At 56.3% G+C, this 20,343-nt stretch carries 20 protein-coding genes; 8 read left to right on the forward strand and 12 right to left on the reverse strand.

The features are described from left to right. Positions 1–191: 191 nt before the first annotated feature. Genes lolC through cobB form a run of 5 tightly spaced genes read left to right on the forward strand, consistent with a single transcriptional unit; the run spans position 192 to position 5,094 of the window. Complete coding sequence (gene lolC, locus QRD42_RS13085) at positions 192–1,391, forward strand: lipoprotein-releasing ABC transporter permease subunit LolC (RefSeq protein ID WP_072568183.1); 1,200 nt, start codon at positions 192–194, stop codon at positions 1,389–1,391. Continuing rightward, positions 1,384–2,085 carry a lipoprotein-releasing ABC transporter ATP-binding protein LolD gene (gene lolD, locus QRD42_RS13090; RefSeq protein WP_321987302.1) on the forward strand — a complete coding sequence of 234 codons (702 nt, stop codon included), beginning with the start codon at positions 1,384–1,386 and terminating at the stop codon, positions 2,083–2,085. The genes lolC and lolD overlap by 8 nt, the downstream gene beginning before the upstream one ends. Beyond that, complete coding sequence (lolE, locus tag QRD42_RS13095) at positions 2,085–3,329, forward strand: lipoprotein-releasing ABC transporter permease subunit LolE (RefSeq protein ID WP_321987303.1); 1,245 nt, start codon at positions 2,085–2,087, stop codon at positions 3,327–3,329. Before lolD ends, lolE begins: the two co-directional genes overlap by 1 nt. Positions 3,330–3,345: 16 nt before the next feature. After that, on the forward strand, positions 3,346–4,257 hold the full coding sequence (gene nagK, locus QRD42_RS13100) for an N-acetylglucosamine kinase (RefSeq protein WP_318364889.1): 912 nt from the start codon (positions 3,346–3,348) through the stop codon (positions 4,255–4,257). Positions 4,258–4,272: 15 nt separating this feature from the next. Continuing rightward, complete coding sequence (gene cobB / locus QRD42_RS13105) at positions 4,273–5,094, forward strand: Sir2 family NAD+-dependent deacetylase (RefSeq protein WP_072568187.1); 822 nt, start codon at positions 4,273–4,275, stop codon at positions 5,092–5,094. Between the two features lie 39 nt (positions 5,095–5,133). Here cobB and potD read toward each other — a convergent pair whose 3' ends face one another. From potD to potA, 4 genes are read right to left on the reverse strand one after another with little or no spacing between them, the layout of a single operon-like run. After that, complete coding sequence (gene potD, locus QRD42_RS13110) at positions 5,134–6,177, reverse strand: spermidine/putrescine ABC transporter substrate-binding protein PotD (protein WP_072568188.1); 1,044 nt, start codon at positions 6,175–6,177, stop codon at positions 5,134–5,136. Beyond that, on the reverse strand, positions 6,174–6,965 hold the full coding sequence (potC, locus tag QRD42_RS13115) for a spermidine/putrescine ABC transporter permease PotC (protein ID WP_072568189.1): 792 nt from the start codon (positions 6,963–6,965) through the stop codon (positions 6,174–6,176). Before potC ends, potD begins: the two co-directional genes overlap by 4 nt. Continuing rightward, positions 6,962–7,819 (reverse strand): spermidine/putrescine ABC transporter permease PotB, encoded by an 858-nt coding sequence (potB, locus tag QRD42_RS13120; RefSeq protein WP_318377127.1) that lies wholly within the window; start codon positions 7,817–7,819, stop codon positions 6,962–6,964. The genes potC and potB overlap by 4 nt, the downstream gene beginning before the upstream one ends. After that, positions 7,803–8,954, reverse strand: a complete 1,152-nt coding sequence (gene potA, locus QRD42_RS13125; RefSeq protein WP_321988761.1) for a spermidine/putrescine ABC transporter ATP-binding protein PotA — start codon at positions 8,952–8,954, stop codon at positions 7,803–7,805. Before potA ends, potB begins: the two co-directional genes overlap by 17 nt. A 258-nt stretch (positions 8,955–9,212) precedes the next feature. On the opposite strand from potA, the gene pepT reads away from it, so the two are divergent. Both pepT and QRD42_RS13135 read left to right on the forward strand, forming a co-directional pair. Beyond that, entirely contained in the window at positions 9,213–10,439 is a 1,227-nt protein-coding gene (gene pepT, locus QRD42_RS13130; RefSeq protein ID WP_321987304.1) for a peptidase T, read from the forward strand. An 87-nt stretch (positions 10,440–10,526) separates the two neighbouring features. After that, positions 10,527–11,024 (forward strand): REP-associated tyrosine transposase, encoded by a 498-nt coding sequence (locus QRD42_RS13135; RefSeq protein ID WP_321987305.1) that lies wholly within the window; start codon positions 10,527–10,529, stop codon positions 11,022–11,024. A 94-nt stretch (positions 11,025–11,118) separates the two neighbouring features. On the opposite strand, the gene QRD42_RS13140 is transcribed toward QRD42_RS13135, so the two are convergent. The 8 genes from QRD42_RS13140 to rluE form a co-directional block, all read right to left on the reverse strand. After that, on the reverse strand, positions 11,119–12,240 hold the full coding sequence (locus QRD42_RS13140; protein WP_318374526.1) for a cupin domain-containing protein: 1,122 nt from the start codon (positions 12,238–12,240) through the stop codon (positions 11,119–11,121). A 91-nt stretch (positions 12,241–12,331) separates the two neighbouring features. Next, positions 12,332–13,795: a two-component system sensor histidine kinase PhoQ gene (gene phoQ, locus QRD42_RS13145; protein WP_318374525.1), complete on the reverse strand. Its 1,464-nt coding sequence runs from the start codon at positions 13,793–13,795 to the stop codon at positions 12,332–12,334. Further along, positions 13,792–14,466, reverse strand: a complete 675-nt coding sequence (gene phoP / locus QRD42_RS13150) for a two-component system response regulator PhoP (protein ID WP_321987307.1) — start codon at positions 14,464–14,466, stop codon at positions 13,792–13,794. The genes phoQ and phoP overlap by 4 nt, the downstream gene beginning before the upstream one ends. A 119-nt stretch (positions 14,467–14,585) precedes the next feature. Then, positions 14,586–15,956, reverse strand: coding sequence for an adenylosuccinate lyase (gene purB, locus QRD42_RS13155; protein ID WP_072568197.1), 1,371 nt, complete (start codon positions 15,954–15,956; stop codon positions 14,586–14,588). A gap of 18 nt (positions 15,957–15,974) precedes the next feature. Then, positions 15,975–16,604: a high frequency lysogenization protein HflD gene (gene hflD / locus QRD42_RS13160; protein WP_321987308.1), complete on the reverse strand. Its 630-nt coding sequence runs from the start codon at positions 16,602–16,604 to the stop codon at positions 15,975–15,977. A gap of 31 nt (positions 16,605–16,635) precedes the next feature. Beyond that, a complete protein-coding gene (gene mnmA / locus QRD42_RS13165; RefSeq protein ID WP_072568199.1) occupies positions 16,636–17,805 on the reverse strand; it encodes a tRNA 2-thiouridine(34) synthase MnmA in 1,170 nt (389 codons plus the stop codon). After that, positions 17,798–18,256: an NUDIX hydrolase gene (locus QRD42_RS13170; protein WP_321987309.1), complete on the reverse strand. Its 459-nt coding sequence runs from the start codon at positions 18,254–18,256 to the stop codon at positions 17,798–17,800. Before QRD42_RS13170 ends, mnmA begins: the two co-directional genes overlap by 8 nt. Positions 18,257–18,266: 10 nt before the next feature. Continuing rightward, positions 18,267–18,920: a 23S rRNA pseudouridine(2457) synthase RluE gene (gene rluE / locus QRD42_RS13175; RefSeq protein WP_321988762.1), complete on the reverse strand. Its 654-nt coding sequence runs from the start codon at positions 18,918–18,920 to the stop codon at positions 18,267–18,269. Positions 18,921–19,037: 117 nt separating this feature from the next. On the opposite strand from rluE, the gene icd reads away from it, so the two are divergent. Next, positions 19,038–20,288 carry an NADP-dependent isocitrate dehydrogenase gene (gene icd / locus QRD42_RS13180; protein WP_321987310.1) on the forward strand — a complete coding sequence of 417 codons (1,251 nt, stop codon included), beginning with the start codon at positions 19,038–19,040 and terminating at the stop codon, positions 20,286–20,288. The last annotated feature ends 55 nt before the right edge of the window (positions 20,289–20,343 follow it).

The following is a 20,343-nucleotide window of genomic DNA, read 5'->3' on the forward strand; positions in this document are numbered from 1 at the left end:
CGGGCTGGCGCAATTTTCGGAACAATATTAAACGTAACTTTGCAGCCACTGCGCGCATTTAATGGAATAGTGGTTTGATTTTTCAGAACTTTTTAAGTGCATTCGCGACAATTCTTCACGTTTAAGCGATTTACCATCCCCGGTTTCGCTTATATACTCCCAAGTCTGCTCATAGCTACCAGACGGATTTCATGTATCAACCTGTCGCACTATTCATAGGCCTTCGCTACATGCGCGGGCGTGCAGTCGACCGCTTCGGTCGCTTTGTCTCCTGGCTTTCCACCATTGGCATTACGCTCGGCGTGATGGCGCTGGTAACGGTGCTATCGGTGATGAACGGCTTCGAACGTGAACTGCAAAACAATATTCTGGGGCTGATGCCGCAGGCCGTGCTGAGTGCCGATCATGGCTCACTGGATCCTGAAAAAGTGCCGGAAAGCGCCGCCCGTCTGCCGGGCGTCAACCGCACCGCGCCGCTGACCACCGGCGATGTGGTGCTGCAAAGCGCGCGCAGTGTATCGGTGGGCGTCATGCTTGGCATCGATCCGGCGCAGAAAGATCCGCTTACGCCCTTCCTTGTCAACGTACAGCAAAACGATTTGCAGCCGGGCAAGTACAACATCATTCTCGGCGAACAGCTGGCCGGGCAACTGGGCGTTAACCGTGGCGATCAGCTGCGCGTAATGGTCCCTTCCGCCAGTCAGTTCACGCCGATGGGGCGTCTGCCCAGCCAGCGCCTGTTTACGGTGATCGGCACCTTCGCCGCCAACAGCGAAGTGGATGGTTACCAGATGCTGGTGAACATTCAGGACGCCTCGCGCCTGATGCGCTATCCGGCGGGGAATATCACCGGCTGGCGTCTGTGGCTTAACGAGCCGCTGAAAGTCGACGAACTCAGCCAGCAAACGCTGCCCCAGGGCACCGCATGGCACGACTGGCGCGATCGCAAAGGCGAACTGTTCCAGGCGGTGCGCATGGAAAAAAACATGATGGGGCTGCTGCTGAGCCTGATCGTCGCTGTCGCGGCCTTTAACATCATTACCTCTCTCGGCCTGATGGTGATGGAGAAGCAGGGCGAGGTCGCCATTCTGCAAACCCAGGGCCTGACGCCGCGCCAGATCATGGCGGTGTTTATGGTGCAGGGCGCCAGCGCCGGGATCATCGGCGCGCTGCTCGGCGCGCTACTGGGCGCGCTGCTTGCCAGCCAGCTCAATAATCTCATGCCGATCATTGGCGCATTGCTGGATGGCGCTGCATTGCCGGTGGTGATCGAGCCGTTACAGGTGATCGTTATTGCGCTGGTGGCGATGGCCATCGCGCTGCTGTCCACGCTTTACCCTTCCTGGCGCGCCGCCGCCACCCAACCCGCTGAGGCTTTACGTTATGAATAAGATCCTGTTGCAATGTGACAACCTGTGCAAACGCTATCAGGAAGGGAACGTGCAAACGGATGTGCTGCACGATGTCAGCTTCAGCGTGGGTCAGGGTGAAATGATGGCGATTGTCGGCAGCTCCGGCTCCGGCAAAAGTACCTTACTGCATCTGCTGGGCGGCCTGGACACTCCCACCTCCGGCGATGTGATTTTTGACGATCAGCGGATGAGCAAACTGTCGTCCACTGCCAAAGCCGAGCTGCGTAACCGCGAACTGGGCTTTATCTATCAGTTTCACCACCTGCTGCCGGACTTTACCGCCCAGGAAAACGTGGCGATGCCGTTGCTGATTGGCAAACATAAACCGGCGGAAATCGAGCGACGCGCCCGGGAAATGCTGGCCGCCGTGGGGCTGGAACACCGTGCGAAACACCGGCCTTCCGAGCTGTCCGGCGGCGAGCGTCAGCGTGTGGCTATCGCCCGTGCGCTGGTGAATAAACCGCGACTGGTGCTGGCGGATGAGCCGACCGGTAACCTTGATGCGCGCAATGCCGACAGTATTTTTGCCCTGCTCGGTGAGCTGAATAAGATGCAGGGCACCGCCTTCCTGGTGGTGACGCACGATCTGCAACTGGCGCGCCGCATGAATCGCCAGCTCGAAATGCGTGATGGTCGCCTGACCGCCGATCTGACGCTAATGGGAGCGCAGTAATGGCCTCGCCTTTATCCCTTCTGATTGGGCTGCGGTTCAGCCGTGGCCGACGTCGCAGCGGCATGGTATCGCTTATTTCAGTGATCTCAACCGTCGGCATTGCGCTCGGCGTAGCGGTACTGATTGTCGGTCTCAGCGCGATGAACGGCTTCGAGCGTGAGCTTAACAACCGTATTCTGGCGGTGGTGCCGCACGGTGAAATCGAAGCGGTTAACCAGCCGTGGACTAACTGGAACGAGGCGCTGACGAAAGTCGAAAAAGTGCCGGGCATCGTGGCCGCCGCCCCTTATATTAACTTTACCGGGCTGGTGGAGAGCGGCGCTAACCTGCGCGCCATCCAGGTGAAAGGCGTCGATCCGCAGCAGGAAACGCGGCTCAGCGCGTTGCCACGCTTTGTGCAGAACAACGCCTGGTCTGGCTTTAAAGCCGGTGAACAGCAGATCATCATCGGTAAGGGCGTCGCCGACGCGCTGAAGGTGAAGCAGGGCGACTGGGTGTCGATCATGATCCCGAACGCCAGCGCCGATCACAAACTGCAACAGCCGAAGCGCGTGCGGCTGCACGTCAGTGGTATTTTGCAGTTGAGCGGTCAGCTCGATCACAGCTTTGCCATGATCCCGATGCAGGATGCGCAGCAGTATCTGGATATGGGTGACAGCGTCACGGGTATCGCGCTGAAAGTGAATGACGTCTTCAATGCGCAAAAGCTGGTGCGTGACGCCGGAGAAGTGACCAACAGCTACGTTTATATCAAAAGCTGGATCGGCACTTATGGCTATATGTACCGGGACATTCAGATGATCCGCGCCATTATGTATCTGGCGATGGTGCTGGTGATCGGCGTCGCCTGTTTCAATATCGTCTCCACGCTGGTGATGGCAGTAAAAGACAAGAGCCGGGACATCGCGGTGCTGCGTACGCTGGGGGCGAAAGACGGCCTGATCCGCGCCATTTTTGTCTGGTATGGTCTGCTGGCCGGACTGTTCGGCAGCCTGTGTGGGGTGGTGATTGGCGTGCTGGTGTCGTTGAATCTCACGCCGATCATGAACGGCATCGAACGTCTGATCGGCCATCAGTTCCTCTCCGGCGACATCTATTTTATTGATTTTCTGCCGTCAGAACTGCATGCGCTGGATGTGGTGTACGTGCTGGTTACGGCGCTGGTGCTGAGCCTGCTCGCCAGCTGGTATCCGGCCCGTCGCGCCAGCAATATCGATCCGGCGAGGGTGCTGAGCGGCCAATAACCAACAAGGAGTGGCGATGTATTACGGATTTGATATTGGTGGTACAAAAATTGCGATGGGCGTTTTCGACGCTGACCGGCGGTTATGCCATGAAACCCGTGTCGCCACGCCCCGTGAAGGTTATGACGCTTTTCTTAAAGCGGTGACGTCGCTGGTGCTGGAAGCCGATGAACGCTATGGCGTCAAAGGCTCCGTCGGCATCGGCATCCCCGGCATGCCGGAAACCGCAGACGGCACGCTGTACGCCGCCAACGTTCCGGCCGCCAGCGGTAAACCGCTGCGCGCGGATCTCTCGGCGCTGCTGGCGCGCGATGTCCGTCTGGATAACGACGCCAACTGCTTTGCGCTGTCGGAAGCCTGGGACGATGAATTTAAGCAATACCCGCTGGTGATGGGGCTGATCCTCGGCACCGGCGTTGGCGGCGGTCTGGTGCTGAACGGCAAATCCATTACCGGACGCAGCTATATCGCCGGTGAGTTTGGGCATATCCGTCTCCCGGTCGATGCCTTTGATGTGGTCGGCTTCGACTTCCCGCTGACCCGCTGCGGCTGCGGCAAACTCGGCTGTATTGAGAACTATCTTTCCGGTCGCGGCTTTGCATGGTTGTACCAACACTTCTACGATCAATCCTTATCCTCCCCGGAAATTATCGCGCTCTATGAGCAGGGGGATGCCAGGGCGCGCGCCCATGTGGCGCGCTACGCGGATCTGCTCGCGGTGTGCCTTGGCAATATACTGACGATTGTGGATCCCGATTTGCTGGTGATAGGCGGAGGGTTATCGAATTTTTCTGCGCTGACCACCCTTATCGCCGACCGCTTACCGCCGCATCTGCTGCCCGTTGCCCGACTGCCGCGTATTGAACGCGCGCGTCATGGCGATGCCGGCGGGATGCGCGGAGCGGCCTTCCTTCACCTCACCGACTAGCCTAAAGAGGTTGCTATGCAGTCGCGCCGGTTACATCGTCTAAGCCGTTTTCGCCGTAACAAACGTCGTCTGCATGAGCGTTTACGCCAGCGAATTTTTTTCAGAGACAGAGTGGTGCCCGAAGTGATGGAAAAACCGAGAGTGGTGGTACTGACGGGAGCGGGGATCTCCGCCGAGTCAGGTATTCGCACCTTCCGCGCGGCCGATGGCCTGTGGGAAGAACATCATGTCGAAGACGTGGCCACGCCGGAAGGATTCGCCCGCGATCCGGCGCTGGTGCAGTCGTTTTATAACGCCCGCCGTCGCCAGCTGCAGCTGCCCGAGATCGCGCCCAACGCCGCGCACCTCGCCCTGGCAGAGCTTGAAGCCGCGTTGGGCGATCGTTTTCTGCTGGTGACGCAGAATATCGATAACCTGCATGAGCGCGCCGGCAATAAAAACGTGCTGCACATGCACGGCGAACTGCTGAAAGTGCGCTGCACTACCAGCGGCCAGGTGCTGGAGTGGACCGGTGATATCACGCCGGAAGACAAATGCCACTGCTGCCAGTTTCCGTCCACCTTACGCCCGCACGTGGTGTGGTTTGGCGAAATGCCGCTGGGGATGGATGAGATTTACAGCGCGCTGGCGATGGCCGACGTGTTTATCGCCATCGGCACCTCCGGGCATGTTTACCCTGCCGCGGGCTTTGTGCATGAGGCGCGTTTGCAAGGGGCGCATACGGTGGAGCTTAATCTGGAGCCAAGCCAGGTCGGCAGCGAATTTGAGGAGAAGCATTACGGGCTGGCAAGCGTGGTGGTGCCGGAATATGTGGACAAGCTATTGAAAGGTTTGTGAGATGGTGCAGCCTCTCCCTGCGGGAGAGGCTGGAGAAGGTTACCGCCCGGCTTTCAGCTTCTGGTAATACTCTTCATAAATGGCGCTGGCTGCGCCGACATCGTTCTGCCATTCGCCTTTGCTGATGGTGTCCGCATCCGGATACAGCGATTTGTCGTTCGCCACGTCCGGGGCCAGCAGCTTACGCGCGGCAAGGTTTGGGGTCGGGTAGCCGATGGTTTCCGCCACCTGCTTCGCCACGTCCGGACGCAGCAGGAAGTTGATTAACTTCAGCGCGCCCTCGACGTTTTTGGCGTTGGCCGGGATCGCCAGGCTGTCCATCCAGAAAATCCCGCCTTCTTTCGGCCAGACGATCTGCAATGGTGTGCCGGACTGACGGGCAACATAAGCTGAGCCATTCCAGACCATACCCAGATTCACTTCGCCTTCCATGTACGGGTTCGCCGGATTATCCGAGTTAAACGCCGCCACGTTTGGCATCAGTTTTTTCAGCTCCTGATATGCCGCTTCGATCTCTTTGGGATCGGTGGTGTTGCCGGACAGCCCCAGTTTACGCAGCGCCACCTGGAACACCTCGCGGGCATCGTCGGTCAGCAGCAGGCTACTTTTGTATTCCGGTTTCCACAGATCGCCCCAGCCGGTGATGGTGGCTGGATCGATAGCCTCACTGTTCACGCCAATGGCGGTCGCGCCCCAGATATAGGGAATGGAATAGTCGTTCTGCGGATCGAAGGGCTTGTTCAGCATGTCCGGATCGAGATTATGGAAGTTGGTGAGCTTCGTTTTATCAATCTTCTGGATCATGCCCTCTTTGCGCATTTTATCGACGAAATAGGTGGAGGGCACCACCAGATCGTACGCGCCGTCTTTGTAGGTTTTGAGCTTGGCATACATGGTTTCATTCGACTCATAGGTCGAATAGATCACCTTGATCCCCGTCTCTTTGGTGAACTGTTCCAGCAGGCCTGGCGGCACGTACTCGGTCCAGTTGTAGAAGTAAAGCGTATTGTTGTCCGCGTGAGCAGCGCTCATTCCCATTGCCAGAGCGCCCGCAGCGAGCAGGTGGCGTGACCATTTGATCATTTTAACGTCCCCTGAGATTTGGTTTTATCACGTGCAATAAGCTGGCTGGCGATCACCAGAACCAGCGAGAGTACTAACAGAATAGTCGCCAGCGCGTTCACTTCCGGTGACACGCCGACTTTCACCATTGAATAGATCTTCAGTGGCAGAATTTCATAGCCAGGCCCGGTGACGAAAGACGAGACGACCACGTCATCCATCGACAGGGTAAAGCTCAGCACCCAACCAGCCGCCACCGCAGGCATTGCCAGCGGCAGAATGATTTTGCGCAGAATGGTCACTTCGCTGGCGCCGAGATCCTTCGCCGCCTCCAGCATTCGCACATCAAACCCTTTCAGCCGCGAATAGACGGTGACCACCACAAACGGCAGGCAGAAGGTGATGTGCGAAAACAGCAGCGACCAGAAGCCCAGCTGAATGCCGATGAGCATAAAGAGCACCAGCAGCGAAATCGCCATCACGATGTCCGGCGACATCATCACCACAAACAGCATGCCGCTGACGAAAGGTTTGCCGCGAAAACGGTAACGGTAGAGCGCCACCGCCGTCAGGGAGCCAATCAGCGTGGCAAAGGTAGCCGACAGCACCGCCATGGTCAGCGAGTGGCGGGCGGCCTGTAACAGGCTGTCATTGTTCATCAACAGGCTGTACCAGTCGGTGGTGAAGCCCTGCCAGTTAATGCCAAAACGGGCCTGATTAAAGGAATTGACGATCAGAATAATGATCGGAATATAAAGATAAGCGTAAATGGCGGTCATAAAACCGCCGCGCAGCAGGCGACCGATCATTCCAGCTCCACCTTTTTATTCAGAAAACGCATCGCCCGCCAGTAAACCAGCAGCATCAGGCCCATCACCACCGTCAGCGTAATGCTGGTGGCGGAGCCGAACGGCCAGTCGCGAATGTTCAGGAACTGGCTTTTAATGACGTTGCCAATCAGCAGGTTTTTCGCGCCGCCCATCAGATCTGAGACGTAAAACAGCCCCATCGCCGGCAGCATCACCAGCAGACAGCCTGCGATAATACCCGGCATGGTCAGCGGAATAATAATGCGGATAAAGGTTTGCAGCTTACTGGCGCCCAGATCGCGGGCGGCCTCCAGCAGCGGTTTGTCGAGTTTTTCAATGCTCGACCACAGCGGCATCACCATAAAGGGCAGCAGGATATACACCAGCCCGATGATCACCGCGCCCGGCGTGAACATGATACGCAGCGGCGTATCAATGACGCCCAGCCACAGCAGAAACGCATTCAGATAGCCTTTGGTGCTGAGAAACAGTTTCAGGCCATAAATGCGGATCAGGGAGTTGGTCCAGAAAGGCACGATCAGCAAAAACAGCAGCAGCGGGCGCACCTTCTGCGGCAGCTTGGCCAGAAACCAGGCGAAGGGATAGCCGAGCGCGAGGCAGGCGAGGGTGGCGATCAACGCCATATTCAGCGAGTGCAACAGCACATCGAAATAGAGCGGATCGAGCAGACGCGAATAGTTGTCCAGCGTAAACACCAGACTGACAAAGGAGGCGTCATCGCGGGTTAAAAAACTGGTGACGATGATCATCAGGTTGGGCAGAAAAACAAACAGCACCAGCCAGCCGACGACGGTCGCGATCACCACATTCTGGAATTTACTGGTGTTCTTCATCAGGCAGTACGACCTCCCAGCTTTCCACCCAGTTGATGGCCATCTTTTGATCCAGCGAGTGGTCAAAATCCGGATCGTCTTCGTTAAAGAATTCGCTGACCATCACCATTTTGCCGTTTTCCAGCTCCACCACCGACTCCAGCGTCATGCCTTTGTAATTGCGCTCGCGCACAAAGCCAATCAGACCGTCCACCTCGCGGCTGTCGTTGATCTCCTCCACGCGCAGATCTTCCGGGCGCAGCATGACATTCAGGCGCTGGCCTTTTACTACCGGGAAATGGACGTGGATAATGCATTCGCGGCCTTCGACGCTGGCGCGCACGCGCTGTTCGTCCAGACGTTCGATCACCGTGGCGTTGAACAGGTTAATCTCGCCGATGAAGCTGGCGACAAACAGGTTTTTTGGTTCTTCGTAAATTTCACGCGGCGTGCCGTCCTGCTCGATCTTACCCTCGCGCATCACCACGATGCGGTCGGACATGGTCAGCGCTTCTTCCTGATCGTGGGTTACGAACACAAAAGTGATGCCCAGTTTACGTTGCAGGGCTTTCAGTTCGTTCTGCATCTGTTTGCGCAGTTTATAATCCAGCGCGGAGAGGGATTCATCAAGCAGCAACAGGCGCGGTTTATTGACCACCGCACGGGCGATGGCGACGCGCTGCTGTTGTCCGCCGGATAGCTGATGCGGTTTACGTTCGGCGAAGCTGTCCAGTTGCACCATGCGCAGGGCTTCGGTCACGCGGGGAGTAATTTGATCGGCTGGCGTTTTTTGCATTCGCAGGCCAAAGGCGACGTTTTCAAAAACCGTCATATGCGGGAAAAGCGCGTAGCTTTGAAAAACCGTATTGACGTGGCGGTGTTCAGCCGGAACCTGGGTGATGTCCTGATCTTCGAGATGGATATGACCGGCATCGACATTTTCCAGTCCGGCAATCAGGCGCAGCACTGTGGTTTTACCGCAGCCAGAAGGGCCAAGCAGTGTCAGAAATTCGCCATTATTGATGGTGAGATTAAGATCGGAAATGACATTTTTACCATCAAAGCTTTTCCGAATCCCCGCCAGGTGCACCAGCGGCGAAAGCGAACGCGTTTGTGTATTCAATTTTTTACTCTGTCCCGTGTAGACGCAATGGATGGCTTACCATTGCGGGGTTTGTGATTAACCACCTTAGGGTTTGACACATTAATGAGGCCTGGCATTCTACGGCAAACCACTGAAATCGCCAATCCTTGTAAGATATTCCCTTTCAGAGGTGGAATTTCTCAACCATGCTTAGGTCTGGGGTCGCGAAAGCTAAAAAATTCTCGTTTGCACGGGTAAAAGTGACCTGACGCAATATTTCTGTTTTCACGCTTATCAATAATGTTGTCTCAAATAGTGAGGGTGGCCCGCATGGATAAATTACTAGAGCGTTTTTTGCACTATGTTTCGCTGGATACACAATCAAAACCGGGCGTCAGACAGGTTCCCAGTACCGAAGGGCAATGGAAGCTGTTGCAGCTGCTGAAAGACCAGCTGGAAGAAATGGGGCTTGTTAACGTCACCCTGAGCGAAAAAGGCACGGTGATGGCAACCCTGCCGGCTAACGTGCCTGGCGATATTCCTGCCATTGGTTTTATTTCCCATGTCGATACCTCGCCCGATTTCACCGGTAAAAACGTCAATCCGCAGATTGTCGAGAACTATCGCGGCGGGGATATTGCGCTTCGCGTGGGCGATGAAGTGTTATCCCCGGTGATGTTCCCGGTGCTGCATCAGCTGCTGGGCCAGACGCTGATCACCACCGACGGCAAAACCCTGCTTGGGGCCGATGACAAAGCGGGCGTGGCGGAGATCATGACCGCGCTGTCGGTGCTGATTAATAAAAACATTCCTCACGGTGATATTCGCGTGGCCTTCACGCCGGATGAAGAGGTGGGTAAAGGCGCGAAGCACTTCGACGTCGAAGCCTTTGACGCCCGCTGGGCCTATACCATTGACGGCGGCGGCGTGGGCGAGCTGGAGTTTGAAAACTTTAACGCGGCATCGGTAACCATCAAAATCGTCGGCAACAACGTCCATCCCGGTACGGCGAAAGGGGTAATGGTCAATGCCCTCTCTCTGGCGAGCCGCATTCATGCAGAAGTGCCGCCCGCGGAAAGCCCGGAGCAGACGGAAGGGTATGAGGGTTTCTATCACCTGACCAGCATCAAAGGGACGGTGGATCGCGCCGAGATGCACTACATCATTCGCGATTTTGACCGCCAGGCTTTTGAGGCGCGCAAACGTAAGATGATGGAGATCGCCAAAAAGGTCGGCAAAGGGCTGCACCCGGATTGTTACATTGAACTGGTGATCGAAGACAGCTATTACAATATGCGCGAGAAAGTCGCCGAGTTTCCGCACATCATTGACATCGCGCAGCAGGCAATGCGCGATTGCGATATCGAACCTGTGATGAAACCCATCCGCGGCGGCACCGACGGTGCACAGTTGTCCTTTATGGGATTGCCCTGCCCGAACATCTTCACCGGCGGCTATAACTACCACGGCAAACATGAATTCGTGACGCTGGAAGGCATGGAGAAAGCGGTGAAAGTGATCGTGCGTATTGCGGAGTTAACGGCGAAAAGCCATTAATGCCGGATTGGGACGACCATACCGTTGTAGGCCCGGTAAGCGCAGCGCCACCGGGCATCACAATTCCCCCAGGTAAAGGATTACCGCATGTCAAATTATCGTCGGCACTACATCCCCGGTGGCAGCTGGTTTTTTACCGTTAACCTGAAAAACCGACAAAGCGATCTACTGATTCGTCACATTGCTCTGCTGCGCCGCGCAACGTCCTTTGTTAAACATCACAAACCCTTTCATATTGACGCCTGGGTGATCCTGCCCGAGCACATGCACTGCATCTGGACGCTGCCGGAAAACGACAGCGATTTTTCCGGCCGCTGGCGGGATCTTAAGAAAATGTTTACCCGTTCGCTGAACAGCCGCGATATCTGGCAACCACGATTCTGGGAGCATACATTGCGGGACGAGGAGGATTTCCGGCGGCATCGGGATTACATCAATATCAACCCGGTAAAGCATGGCTGGGTGGCGCGGGTGAGCGACTGGCCGTATTCAACTTTTCATCGTGATGTGCGGGACGGCATTTATCCGCTGGACTGGGCGGGTGAGGTGGCGGATTTGTCCGCGGGAGAACGGCGGGAAGAGTAGTATCGCCGGGCGGCGCTGCGCTTGCCCGGCCTACGTTCGACCATACCGTTGTAGGCCCGGTAAGCGCAGCGCCACCGGGCATCATATTCACATCTTAATCTTCAAAGAACCAGTAGCCGCTGTTCACCAGCGCGGCGAGCATCGCGAGGAAAGAGGGATCTTCCAGCGCGTCGCCCAGCGTGTCGGCGGTGATCACCATCTGGCTGGCAAGCGCTGCCAGCGCCGGACGGTGCGGCGACTCGATCTTCTCGCCGTTAGCAAAGACATCATCCCCAATGCGCAACACCCGTAACCCGCCCAGACGCACCAGTTTGTCGCCCTGTTGCAGCGCATCGTAGATCTCATCCGGCTGATACGGCGGTTCCGGCGGCGCGACGTCCAGCTCGTGACGCGACTGGGAAATAAACTCGCCAAACCACTGCTGGAAATGCTCCGGCTGATTGATCAGATCGAGCATGGTAGCGCGTACACGATCCAGCTCCTGCGGCAGAATGTCCGCCGGGTGTTCGCGGGACGGCACGTCAGGATCGGTGTAACGAAGCCCGCCCAGTTCCCGTTGCAGCACATAATCGGCAAAGCCGCTGATCAGCTCGCGGCCACTCGGCGCGCGGAAGCCCACCGAATAGTTCATCGAATTTTCCAGCGAATAGCCTTCGTGCGGGAATCCCGGCGGGATATAGAGAATATCGCCCGGCTCCATCTCTTCATCGATGATGGCATCGAACGGATCGACCTGTAACAGATCCGGATGCGGGCAGTGCTGTTTCATCGGCACTTTCTCGCCCACCCGCCAGCGGCGGCGGCCGGTACCCTGAATGATAAACACGTCATACTGATCGAAATGCGGGCCCACGCCGCCGCCGGGCACGGAGAAGGAGATCATCAAATCGTCAATACGCCAGTCAGGCAGCTTACGGAAGGGGCGCATCAGCGCCGCGGTTGGCTGGTGCCAGTGATCCACCGCCTGTACCAGCAGCGACCAGTTGGTTTCGCCGAGGTGATCGTAGCTCTCAAACGGACCATGGCTGACCTGCCATTTCCCCTCCTGATGGCTCACCAGGCGGCTGTCCACTTCGCTTTCCATAGCCAGTCCCGCCAGTTCGTCCGGCGAAAGTGGATCGACAAAATTTGCAAAACCCCGCTTCAGCACCACAGGGCGTTTTTGCCAGTAGCGTGCGATAAAGTCGGGCCAGTCTAACGTTAAATGGTAGTCCATATAATTTTCCAGGGCTTACGTACCTGAAACGGATTATAACGGAAGGATGACAGGCTGCGTGTAGCGGCGGCGCTTATTTTCTGAGGATGCTCTAATTATCAGCGGATATGAGCTGCTGGCGGGCAAAAACCACTTCCATGCGCGCGCCGCCGAGCAGACTTTCTCCCGCCAGGATCTTACCGTCATACTGTTCGACGATTTCGCGGGCTACCGACAGGCCCACGCCCTGGCCGGGACGCAGCGTATCTGCCCGCTGGCCGCGGTCAAATACCAGGTCACGCTTGCTGGCGGGAATGCCGGGACCGTCGTCTTCCACTATGATATGCAGCCGATCATCGTGCTGATGCGCCGAAACCTCCACGAACTCCAGACAATATTTACAGGCGTTATCCAGCACGTTGCCCATGACTTCCATAAAATCCGTCTGCTCGCCGACAAAGCTGATCTCCGGCGAAATATCGAGGCTGATATCCACGCCTTTACGCTGGTAAACCTTATTCAGCGCCGAGGTGAGATTATCCAGCAGCGGGGCGACCGGGTGTAATTCACGGCTCAGCAGCATATTGCCGCTGCGCATACTGGCGCGATGCAGGTAATAGCCGATCTGCTGCGAAATGCGGCTGATCTGCTCCAGCATCACCGGTTCCGCTTCGCTGACCGTCAGCTTTTCGCTGCGCAACGAGCGCAGGGTGCTTTGCAGCACTGCCAGCGGCGTTTTCAGGCTGTGGGTGAGGTCGGTCAGGGTGGTGCGGTATTTGTCATAGCGATCCCGCTCGCTTTTCAGCAGACGGTTGAGATTGCTCACCAGGCTGGTCAGCTCGCGGGTGGTTTCCGGGTTCAGCCGTTCCCGGTGGTGCTCTTCCAGCTCGCGTACCTCGCCCGCCAGCGCTTCGATGGGGCGCAGGCTCCACCAGGCTGCGATCCACAGCAGCGGGATCACCAGCAACAGGTTGGCGGACAGCACATAAATAAACCAGCTCCACACCATATAAGAGCGCTTAAGCTCAATGGGAATGGTGTCGATTACCACAATGGTTAACTGCGGCATACGGGGCGTGGCGGGATAGACATTAATCGCCACCGAGTGCGTCATTTCGCTGTCGCTGTCATCCTCACGGATCGCCTGTAGACGTTGTTGTGCGTCGTGGTCGCTGCTCAGCAGCAGACGCGAAGCATCCACATCCGCTTCGATTTCATGAAAGCCGTTAGCCTGTAACCATTCCGGACGAATACGTTTGATAAGCCAGGGCACCTCGCGCTGCGCCCACAGCAGTTTGCCGTGGCGGTCGTAGATCAGCGCCATGGAAGGGCTTTGCAGATTGAGATTTTCAGGGATCTCAATGCTGAACTGATTATTTTCCCAGCGGGAGAGGGTATAGAACAGATTGCTTTCGCCACGCAGCAGGCGGAAGGTGGTTTTATCAAAGCTGACGCTGTAACCCACCAGCGCCACCATGCCATAGGCCAGCGACAGTACCATCACCACGGCGGCGGTAGCCAGCAGAAAACGTACCCGCAGCGAGAGCGGTAAAAGGCGACGCAGCAGTTTTCTCATTCGCGCAGTTCGAACAGGTAGCCCTGACCGCGAACGGTAGTGATCACATCCACCGGGTACTGCGCCTGAATTTTCTTGCGCAGACGGCCCATCAGCACGTCGATGGTGTGGCTTTCACGAAGTTCCGCATCCGGATAAAGCTGCAACATCAGCGAATCTTTGCTGACCACTTTGCCGCTGTTGCGGATCAGCGTTTCCATAATGGTGTATTCAAAGGCGGTAAGTTTGATCACTTCGCCATTCACCGACAGCTCACGGCGGGAGAGATCCACCTGGAAAGGCGGCATGGAGATCACCTGCGACGCCAGCCCGCTGTTACGGCGCATCAGCGCCTGCATCCGCGCCGCCACTTCTTCAATATGAAACGGCTTGGTGACATAGTCATCCGCGCCGGCGCTCAGCACTTCGACTTTATCCTGCCAGCCTTCACGGGCGGTCAGCACCAGTACCGGCAGCGACACCTCATTGCTGCGCCAGCGGCGGATCAGCGACAGTCCGTCTTCATCCGGCAGGCCGAGGTCCACCAGCGCAATATCGGGAATATGCTCGTTTAAATAGTAATCCGCTTCTTTTGCATCTTCGGCATCGTCAACCTGGTGGCCCAGTTCCTGAAGCTGAACTTTGAGATGGTGACGCAGAAGGGCATTGTCTTCCACAACGAGTACGCGCATTGTCTGGCCTCGCTTTTGTCTTTGATAAGATGAGTTTAACGCGGATTATGGTACGCAAGGCATAAACATTTACTAAACAGCCCCCTTTCCGGGCGGGAAGGGGGCGAAGGGCAGGGAAATTACTTCAGCTCATCAACCATGGTGACGGCGCGACCAATGTAATTGGCAGGCGTCATGGCTTTCAGACGGGTTTTCTCGTCTTCCGGCAGTTCGAGGCTGTCGATAAACTGCTTCATGCCTTCAGCGTCCACGCGTTTGCCGCGGGTCAGCTCTTTGAGTTTTTCATACGGCTTCTCGATACCGTAACGACGCATCACCGTCTGGATCGGCTCTGCCAGCACTTCCCAGTTATGATCCAGCTCGTCCAGCAGACGTTCGCGGTTCACTTCCAGTTTGCTCACGCCTTTCAGCGTCGACTGATAGGCGATCAACGCATAGCCGATACCCACGCCGAGGTTACGCAGTACGGTGGAGTCGGTCAGATCGCGCTGCCAGCGGGACACCGGCAGTTTGCTCGCCAGATGCTGCAACAGCGCGTTAGACAGGCCCAGGTTGCCTTCGGAGTTTTCGAAGTCAATCGGGTTCACTTTATGCGGCATGGTGGAGGAACCGATTTCACCGGCGATGGTTTTCTGTTTGAAGTGGTTCAGCGCCACGTAGCCCCACACATCACGGTCGAAATCGATCAGGATGGTGTTAAAGCGGGCGATACAGTCAAACAGCTCGGCAATGTAGTCGTGCGGCTCGATCTGCGTGGTGTACGGGTTCCACTGAATGCCCAGCGAGGTCACGAACTCTTCGCTGAACTGGTGCCAGTCAACTTCCGGATAGGCGGCAATGTGGGCATTGTAGTTACCCACCGCGCCGTTGATTTTGCCAAGGATCTCCACCTGCGTGAGCTGGCGGTACTGACGCTCCATACGGTAGGCGACGTTCGCCATCTCTTTACCCATGGTTGACGGCGTGGCCGGCTGGCCGTGGGTGCGTGACAGCAACGGGATATCACGATACTGCACCGCCAGGTCTTTCACCGCGTCGATCAGTTTACGCCAGTATGGCAGCACCACTTCTTCACGGGCGGTTTGCAGCATCAGGGCGTGAGACAGGTTATTAATGTCTTCCGAGGTACAGGCGAAGTGAATGAACTCAGACACGGCATGCAGTTCAGGGATATCCGCCACTTTCTCTTTCAGAAAATATTCCACCGCTTTTACGTCGTGATTGGTGGTGCGTTCGATGGTTTTAATGCGCGCGGCATCGGCTTCATTAAATTCAGCGACGATTTTATCAAGGTAACCGTTTGCGTCGGCAGCAAAAGCTGGAACTTCCTTGACAGCTGCATGCGCGGCCAGCTTTTGCAGCCAGCGAACTTCTACCTGTACACGAAACTTCAGCAAACCGTATTCGCTGAAAATCCCGCGCAGCGCGCTGACTTTATCGCCGTAGCGTCCATCGACAGGGGATACAGCGGTCAGTGAGGATAATTCCATAGGTCACAACTCCGGGAGTTAACAATGAGCAAGAATTTGTTTAGCCTGCGTGGACAGGCGATTACGGGAAAACATTAATTGCAGACGGCCGCCGCCAACCTGGTGCCACAGCACCGCGGCACGGATCCCGGCCAGCAGGGCAGCGCGCACTTTCGCCTGCACCTGCGAACTTTGCAGCACCGCCGGGGAACCGGTAACCTGAATGCGCGGGCCGAGGGGACTGATCACGTCCACATAGATAGCGGCCATGCTGCTTAGCAGGGTGTCGGACTGCAAATCGAAATGATCGAGCTGGCGCTGTAAGCCGTCAATGCGGCTTCCCAGCGTGTCCATCGTGCCTTTACTGGCGGCCAGTTTACGCTCCAGCACCATCAGGCTCAGGGTATAGCGCGTCAGTTCCGCATTCAGTCCCTGACGGCTGCCGGCATTCAGCACGCCGAGCAGGGTTTCAAGGCCGAGGCGCAGGTTGGCTTCACTGCCGCCAAACACGCCGAGCGTGGAGTCCGGGCTTAAATCAATCACGCTGTTAAGCGACACATGCAGCGCGTCGGCATCGCAATGCCCGTGATGTGCAAGCTCCTGCACCAGGCGGGCTGACTGGCAAATTCCCGCCAGCGCTATCGTGATGTCATAATAATTTTTTGCCACCTTGTCTCCTTACTTTCGCTTTAATCAGGCGTTAAACGGGCAGCGGCAGACGCTGCTCAATGATGCCGCCGCCAAGGCACACGTCGCCCAGGTAAAATACCGCGGACTGGCCAGGGGTAACGGCAGCAACAGGTTCGTCAAAGCGAACGTCAATCCTGTCTTCATCCAGCGCCGTCACCGTGCAGGGAATATCCGTCTGGCGATAGCGCGTTTTAACGGTGCAGTGCAGCGTGCCGGTTAACGGCTGACGATCCACCCAGTGCAGCTGTTGGGCAATCAGACCCACCGACATCAGACGCGGATGATCGTGGCCCTGAGCGACAATCAGCACGTTGTTTTCAACGTCCTTGTCGACCACGTACCACGGATCTTCGCTGCCTTCTTTGGTGCCGCCAATGCCCAGACCTTTACGCTGACCCAGCGTGTGATACATCAGGCCCTGGTGCTCGCCGATGGTGTCACCGTCGACGGTCACGATCTTGCCCGGCTGGGCAGGCAGATAACGGCCAAGGAATTCGCGGAATTTGCGCTCACCGATAAAGCAGATACCGGTGGAGTCTTTTTTCTTCGCGGTGATCAGCCCCAGCTCTTCAGCGATCTGACGCACCTGCGGTTTTTCCAGCTCGCCCACCGGGAACAGGCTTTGCGCGATCTGTTCGTGGCCGAGGGTGTAGAGGAAATAGCTCTGATCTTTGTTGCCATCCAGACCTCGCAGCAGACGGCTTTTGCCATCGACATCCGCGCGACGCACGTAGTGGCCGGTGGCGATATAATCCGCGCCCAGGTCTTCAGCGGCAAATTCGAGGAAGGCTTTAAATTTGATCTCTTTGTTGCACAGAATATCCGGGTTCGGGGTGCGCCCGGCTTTATATTCCGCCAGGAAATGCTCAAACACGTTATCCCAGTATTCTGCGGCAAAGTTAACGGTATGCAGCTCGATGCCGAGTTTGTCGCACACCGCCTGCGCATCGGCAAGATCGGCGGCGGCAGTGCAGTATTCCTCGCCGTCATCTTCTTCCCAGTTCTTCATGAACAGGCCTTCCACTTTATAGCCCTGTTGTTGTAACAGGTAAGCAGAGACGGAAGAGTCGACACCGCCGGACATGCCGACGATCACTTTTTTTGGGCTATCAGACATAGAATACTCACGACATTGAACTTCAAGGCGGCGTATTCTATCACGCGTTAGCGACTCAGGCATCCCCTGTAAACGGCCAGTTAAATTCACCGATAAGCGCAAGCGGGTAGCGCTGCCCGCTCTGCCAGCTACGAATACTTTCCGCAACCAGCGGGGAGCGCAGGTTGTCGGCGGTGAGGATCTCCTCGGCGCTGACCCACAGGCAGCGGTCAATATCGCTGTCATGGGGTTCAGTAGCGCACAGAGTGTCAAGTTCAATGGCGAACAGAAAACGCAGGAAGGGCGTGCGGTCAGGGGCGATCCACTGATGCATGCGGATAAAGTGCTGCGGGTCGGCAATGATGCCGGTTTCTTCATAGAGTTCGCGTTTTGCCGCCTGCACAAGGGTTTCATCGGCTTCCAGATGCCCGGCAGGCTGGTTCCAGGTGGCCTTGCCCCTGACTTTTTCTTCCACCACTAAAAATTTGCCCTGCGCATGGACAACGCAGGCGACGGTAACATGTGGTTTAAACATAGTGTTGTCCTTATTTGGTGGCGTCGCGCCACTCGCCATTAGCAAGAGAATCCAGCGTGTATGCACCCATCGCATAACGGATCAGCCGCAGCGTAGGGTGTCCCACATGGGCAGTCATACGACGCACCTGACGGTTACGGCCTTCATAGAGGGTGATTTTCAGCCAACTGGTGGGAATGGCTTTACGCTCGCGGATCGGCGGATTGCGCGGCCACAGCCATTCAGGCTCAGCCACTACCTCCACGCCTGCGGGCAGGGTAGGGCCATCGTTAAGCGTCACGCCGTTACGCAGCGCGGCCAGCGCCTCGTCATTCGGTTCGCCTTCAATCTGCACATAATAGATTTTGCCAGTGCGTTTACCAGGCTGCGTTAGCTGCGCCTGAAGCGCGCCATCATTGGTCAGCACCAGTAACCCTTCGCTGTCACGATCGAGACGACCGGCGGCATAGACGCCCGCCACCGGAATAAAATCCTTCAGCGTACGGCGTCCGGCTTCGTCGGTGAACTGTGGCAACACATCGTAGGGTTTATTGAACAGGATGACCCGTTTCGGCCCGCTTTCCGTGGGGCGCTTAGCAGTATGTTGTGAGCTGAATCGCTTAACCCGGTGATTTCTATTAGAAGTTTTTAGCATGGTATTTTCAGAAGTTATCAATTGCCGCATTATAACCGAAGAACGAGTGCCTTTCATGAAACCCAACAATCAGTTAGTATTGACAGGCTCATTACAATTCATTAACAAAAAATCAGTCATAACCAGAAGCGCTCGAAGGAGAGGTGAATGGAAAGCAAAGTAGTTGTTCCGACGGAAGGTCAGAAGATCACCCTGCAAAACGGCAAACTCAACGTTCCCAATAATCCGATTATTCCGTTCATCGAAGGCGATGGGATCGGTGTGGACGTGACCCCGCCTATGCTGAAGGTGGTTAATGCCGCTGTGGAAAAAGCCTACAAAGGTGAGCGTAAGATTTCCTGGATGGAAATTTACACCGGTGAAAAATCCACCCAGATTTATGGCCAGGACGTCTGGCTGCCAAAAGAGACCCTTGATCTGATCCGCGAATACCGCGTGGCGATCAAAGGCCCGCTGACCACCCCGGTAGGCGGCGGCATTCGCTCCCTGAACGTGGCCCTGCGCCAGGAGCTGGATCTGTACGTGTGCCTGCGTCCGGTACGTTATTATGAAGGCGTGCCAAGCCCGGTTAAACGTCCTGACCTGACCGACATGGTGATCTTCCGCGAAAACGCTGAAGACATCTATGCCGGTATCGAATGGAAAGCAGACAGCGCCGAAGCTGAAAAAGTCATCAAATTCCTGCGCGACGAAATGGGCGTGAAGAAAATCCGCTTCCCGGAACATTGTGGTATCGGTGTGAAACCGTGTTCTGAAGAAGGGACCAAACGTCTGGTGCGTGCAGCGATCCAGTATGCGATCACCAACGATCGCGACTCTGTGACCCTGGTTCACAAAGGCAACATCATGAAGTTCACCGAAGGCGCTTTCAAAGACTGGGGCTACCAGCTGGCGAAAGAAGAATTCGGCGGCGAGCTGATCGACGGCGGCCCGTGGCAGAAAATCAAGAACCCGAACACCGGCAAAGAAATCATCATTAAAGATGTGATTGCCGATGCGTTCCTGCAACAGATCCTGCTGCGTCCGGCTGAATACGACGTGATCGCCTGTATGAACCTGAACGGCGACTATATCTCTGATGCGCTGGCAGCCCAGGTGGGCGGTATCGGTATCGCACCGGGCGCGAACATCGGCGACGAATGCGCCCTGTTCGAAGCGACCCACGGTACTGCGCCGAAATACGCAGGCCAGGATAAAGTGAACCCAGGTTCCGTGATCCTGTCCGCTGAAATGATGCTGCGCCACCTGGAATGGTTCGAAGCCGCAGACCTGATCGTCAAAGGTATGGAAGGCGCGATTGCTGCCAAAACCGTAACTTATGACTTCGAACGTCTGATGGAAGGCGCTAAGCTGCTGAAATGTTCAGAGTTTGGTGACGCGATCATCAGCCACATGTAATTCGCCAGGCGGGTTATATGCACAACGGGAGCCGAAAGGCTCCCGTTTTTTTTTG

The organism is Enterobacter sp. PGRG2 (assembly GCF_030291195.1).
Classification (GTDB): domain Bacteria; phylum Pseudomonadota; class Gammaproteobacteria; order Enterobacterales; family Enterobacteriaceae; genus Enterobacter_D.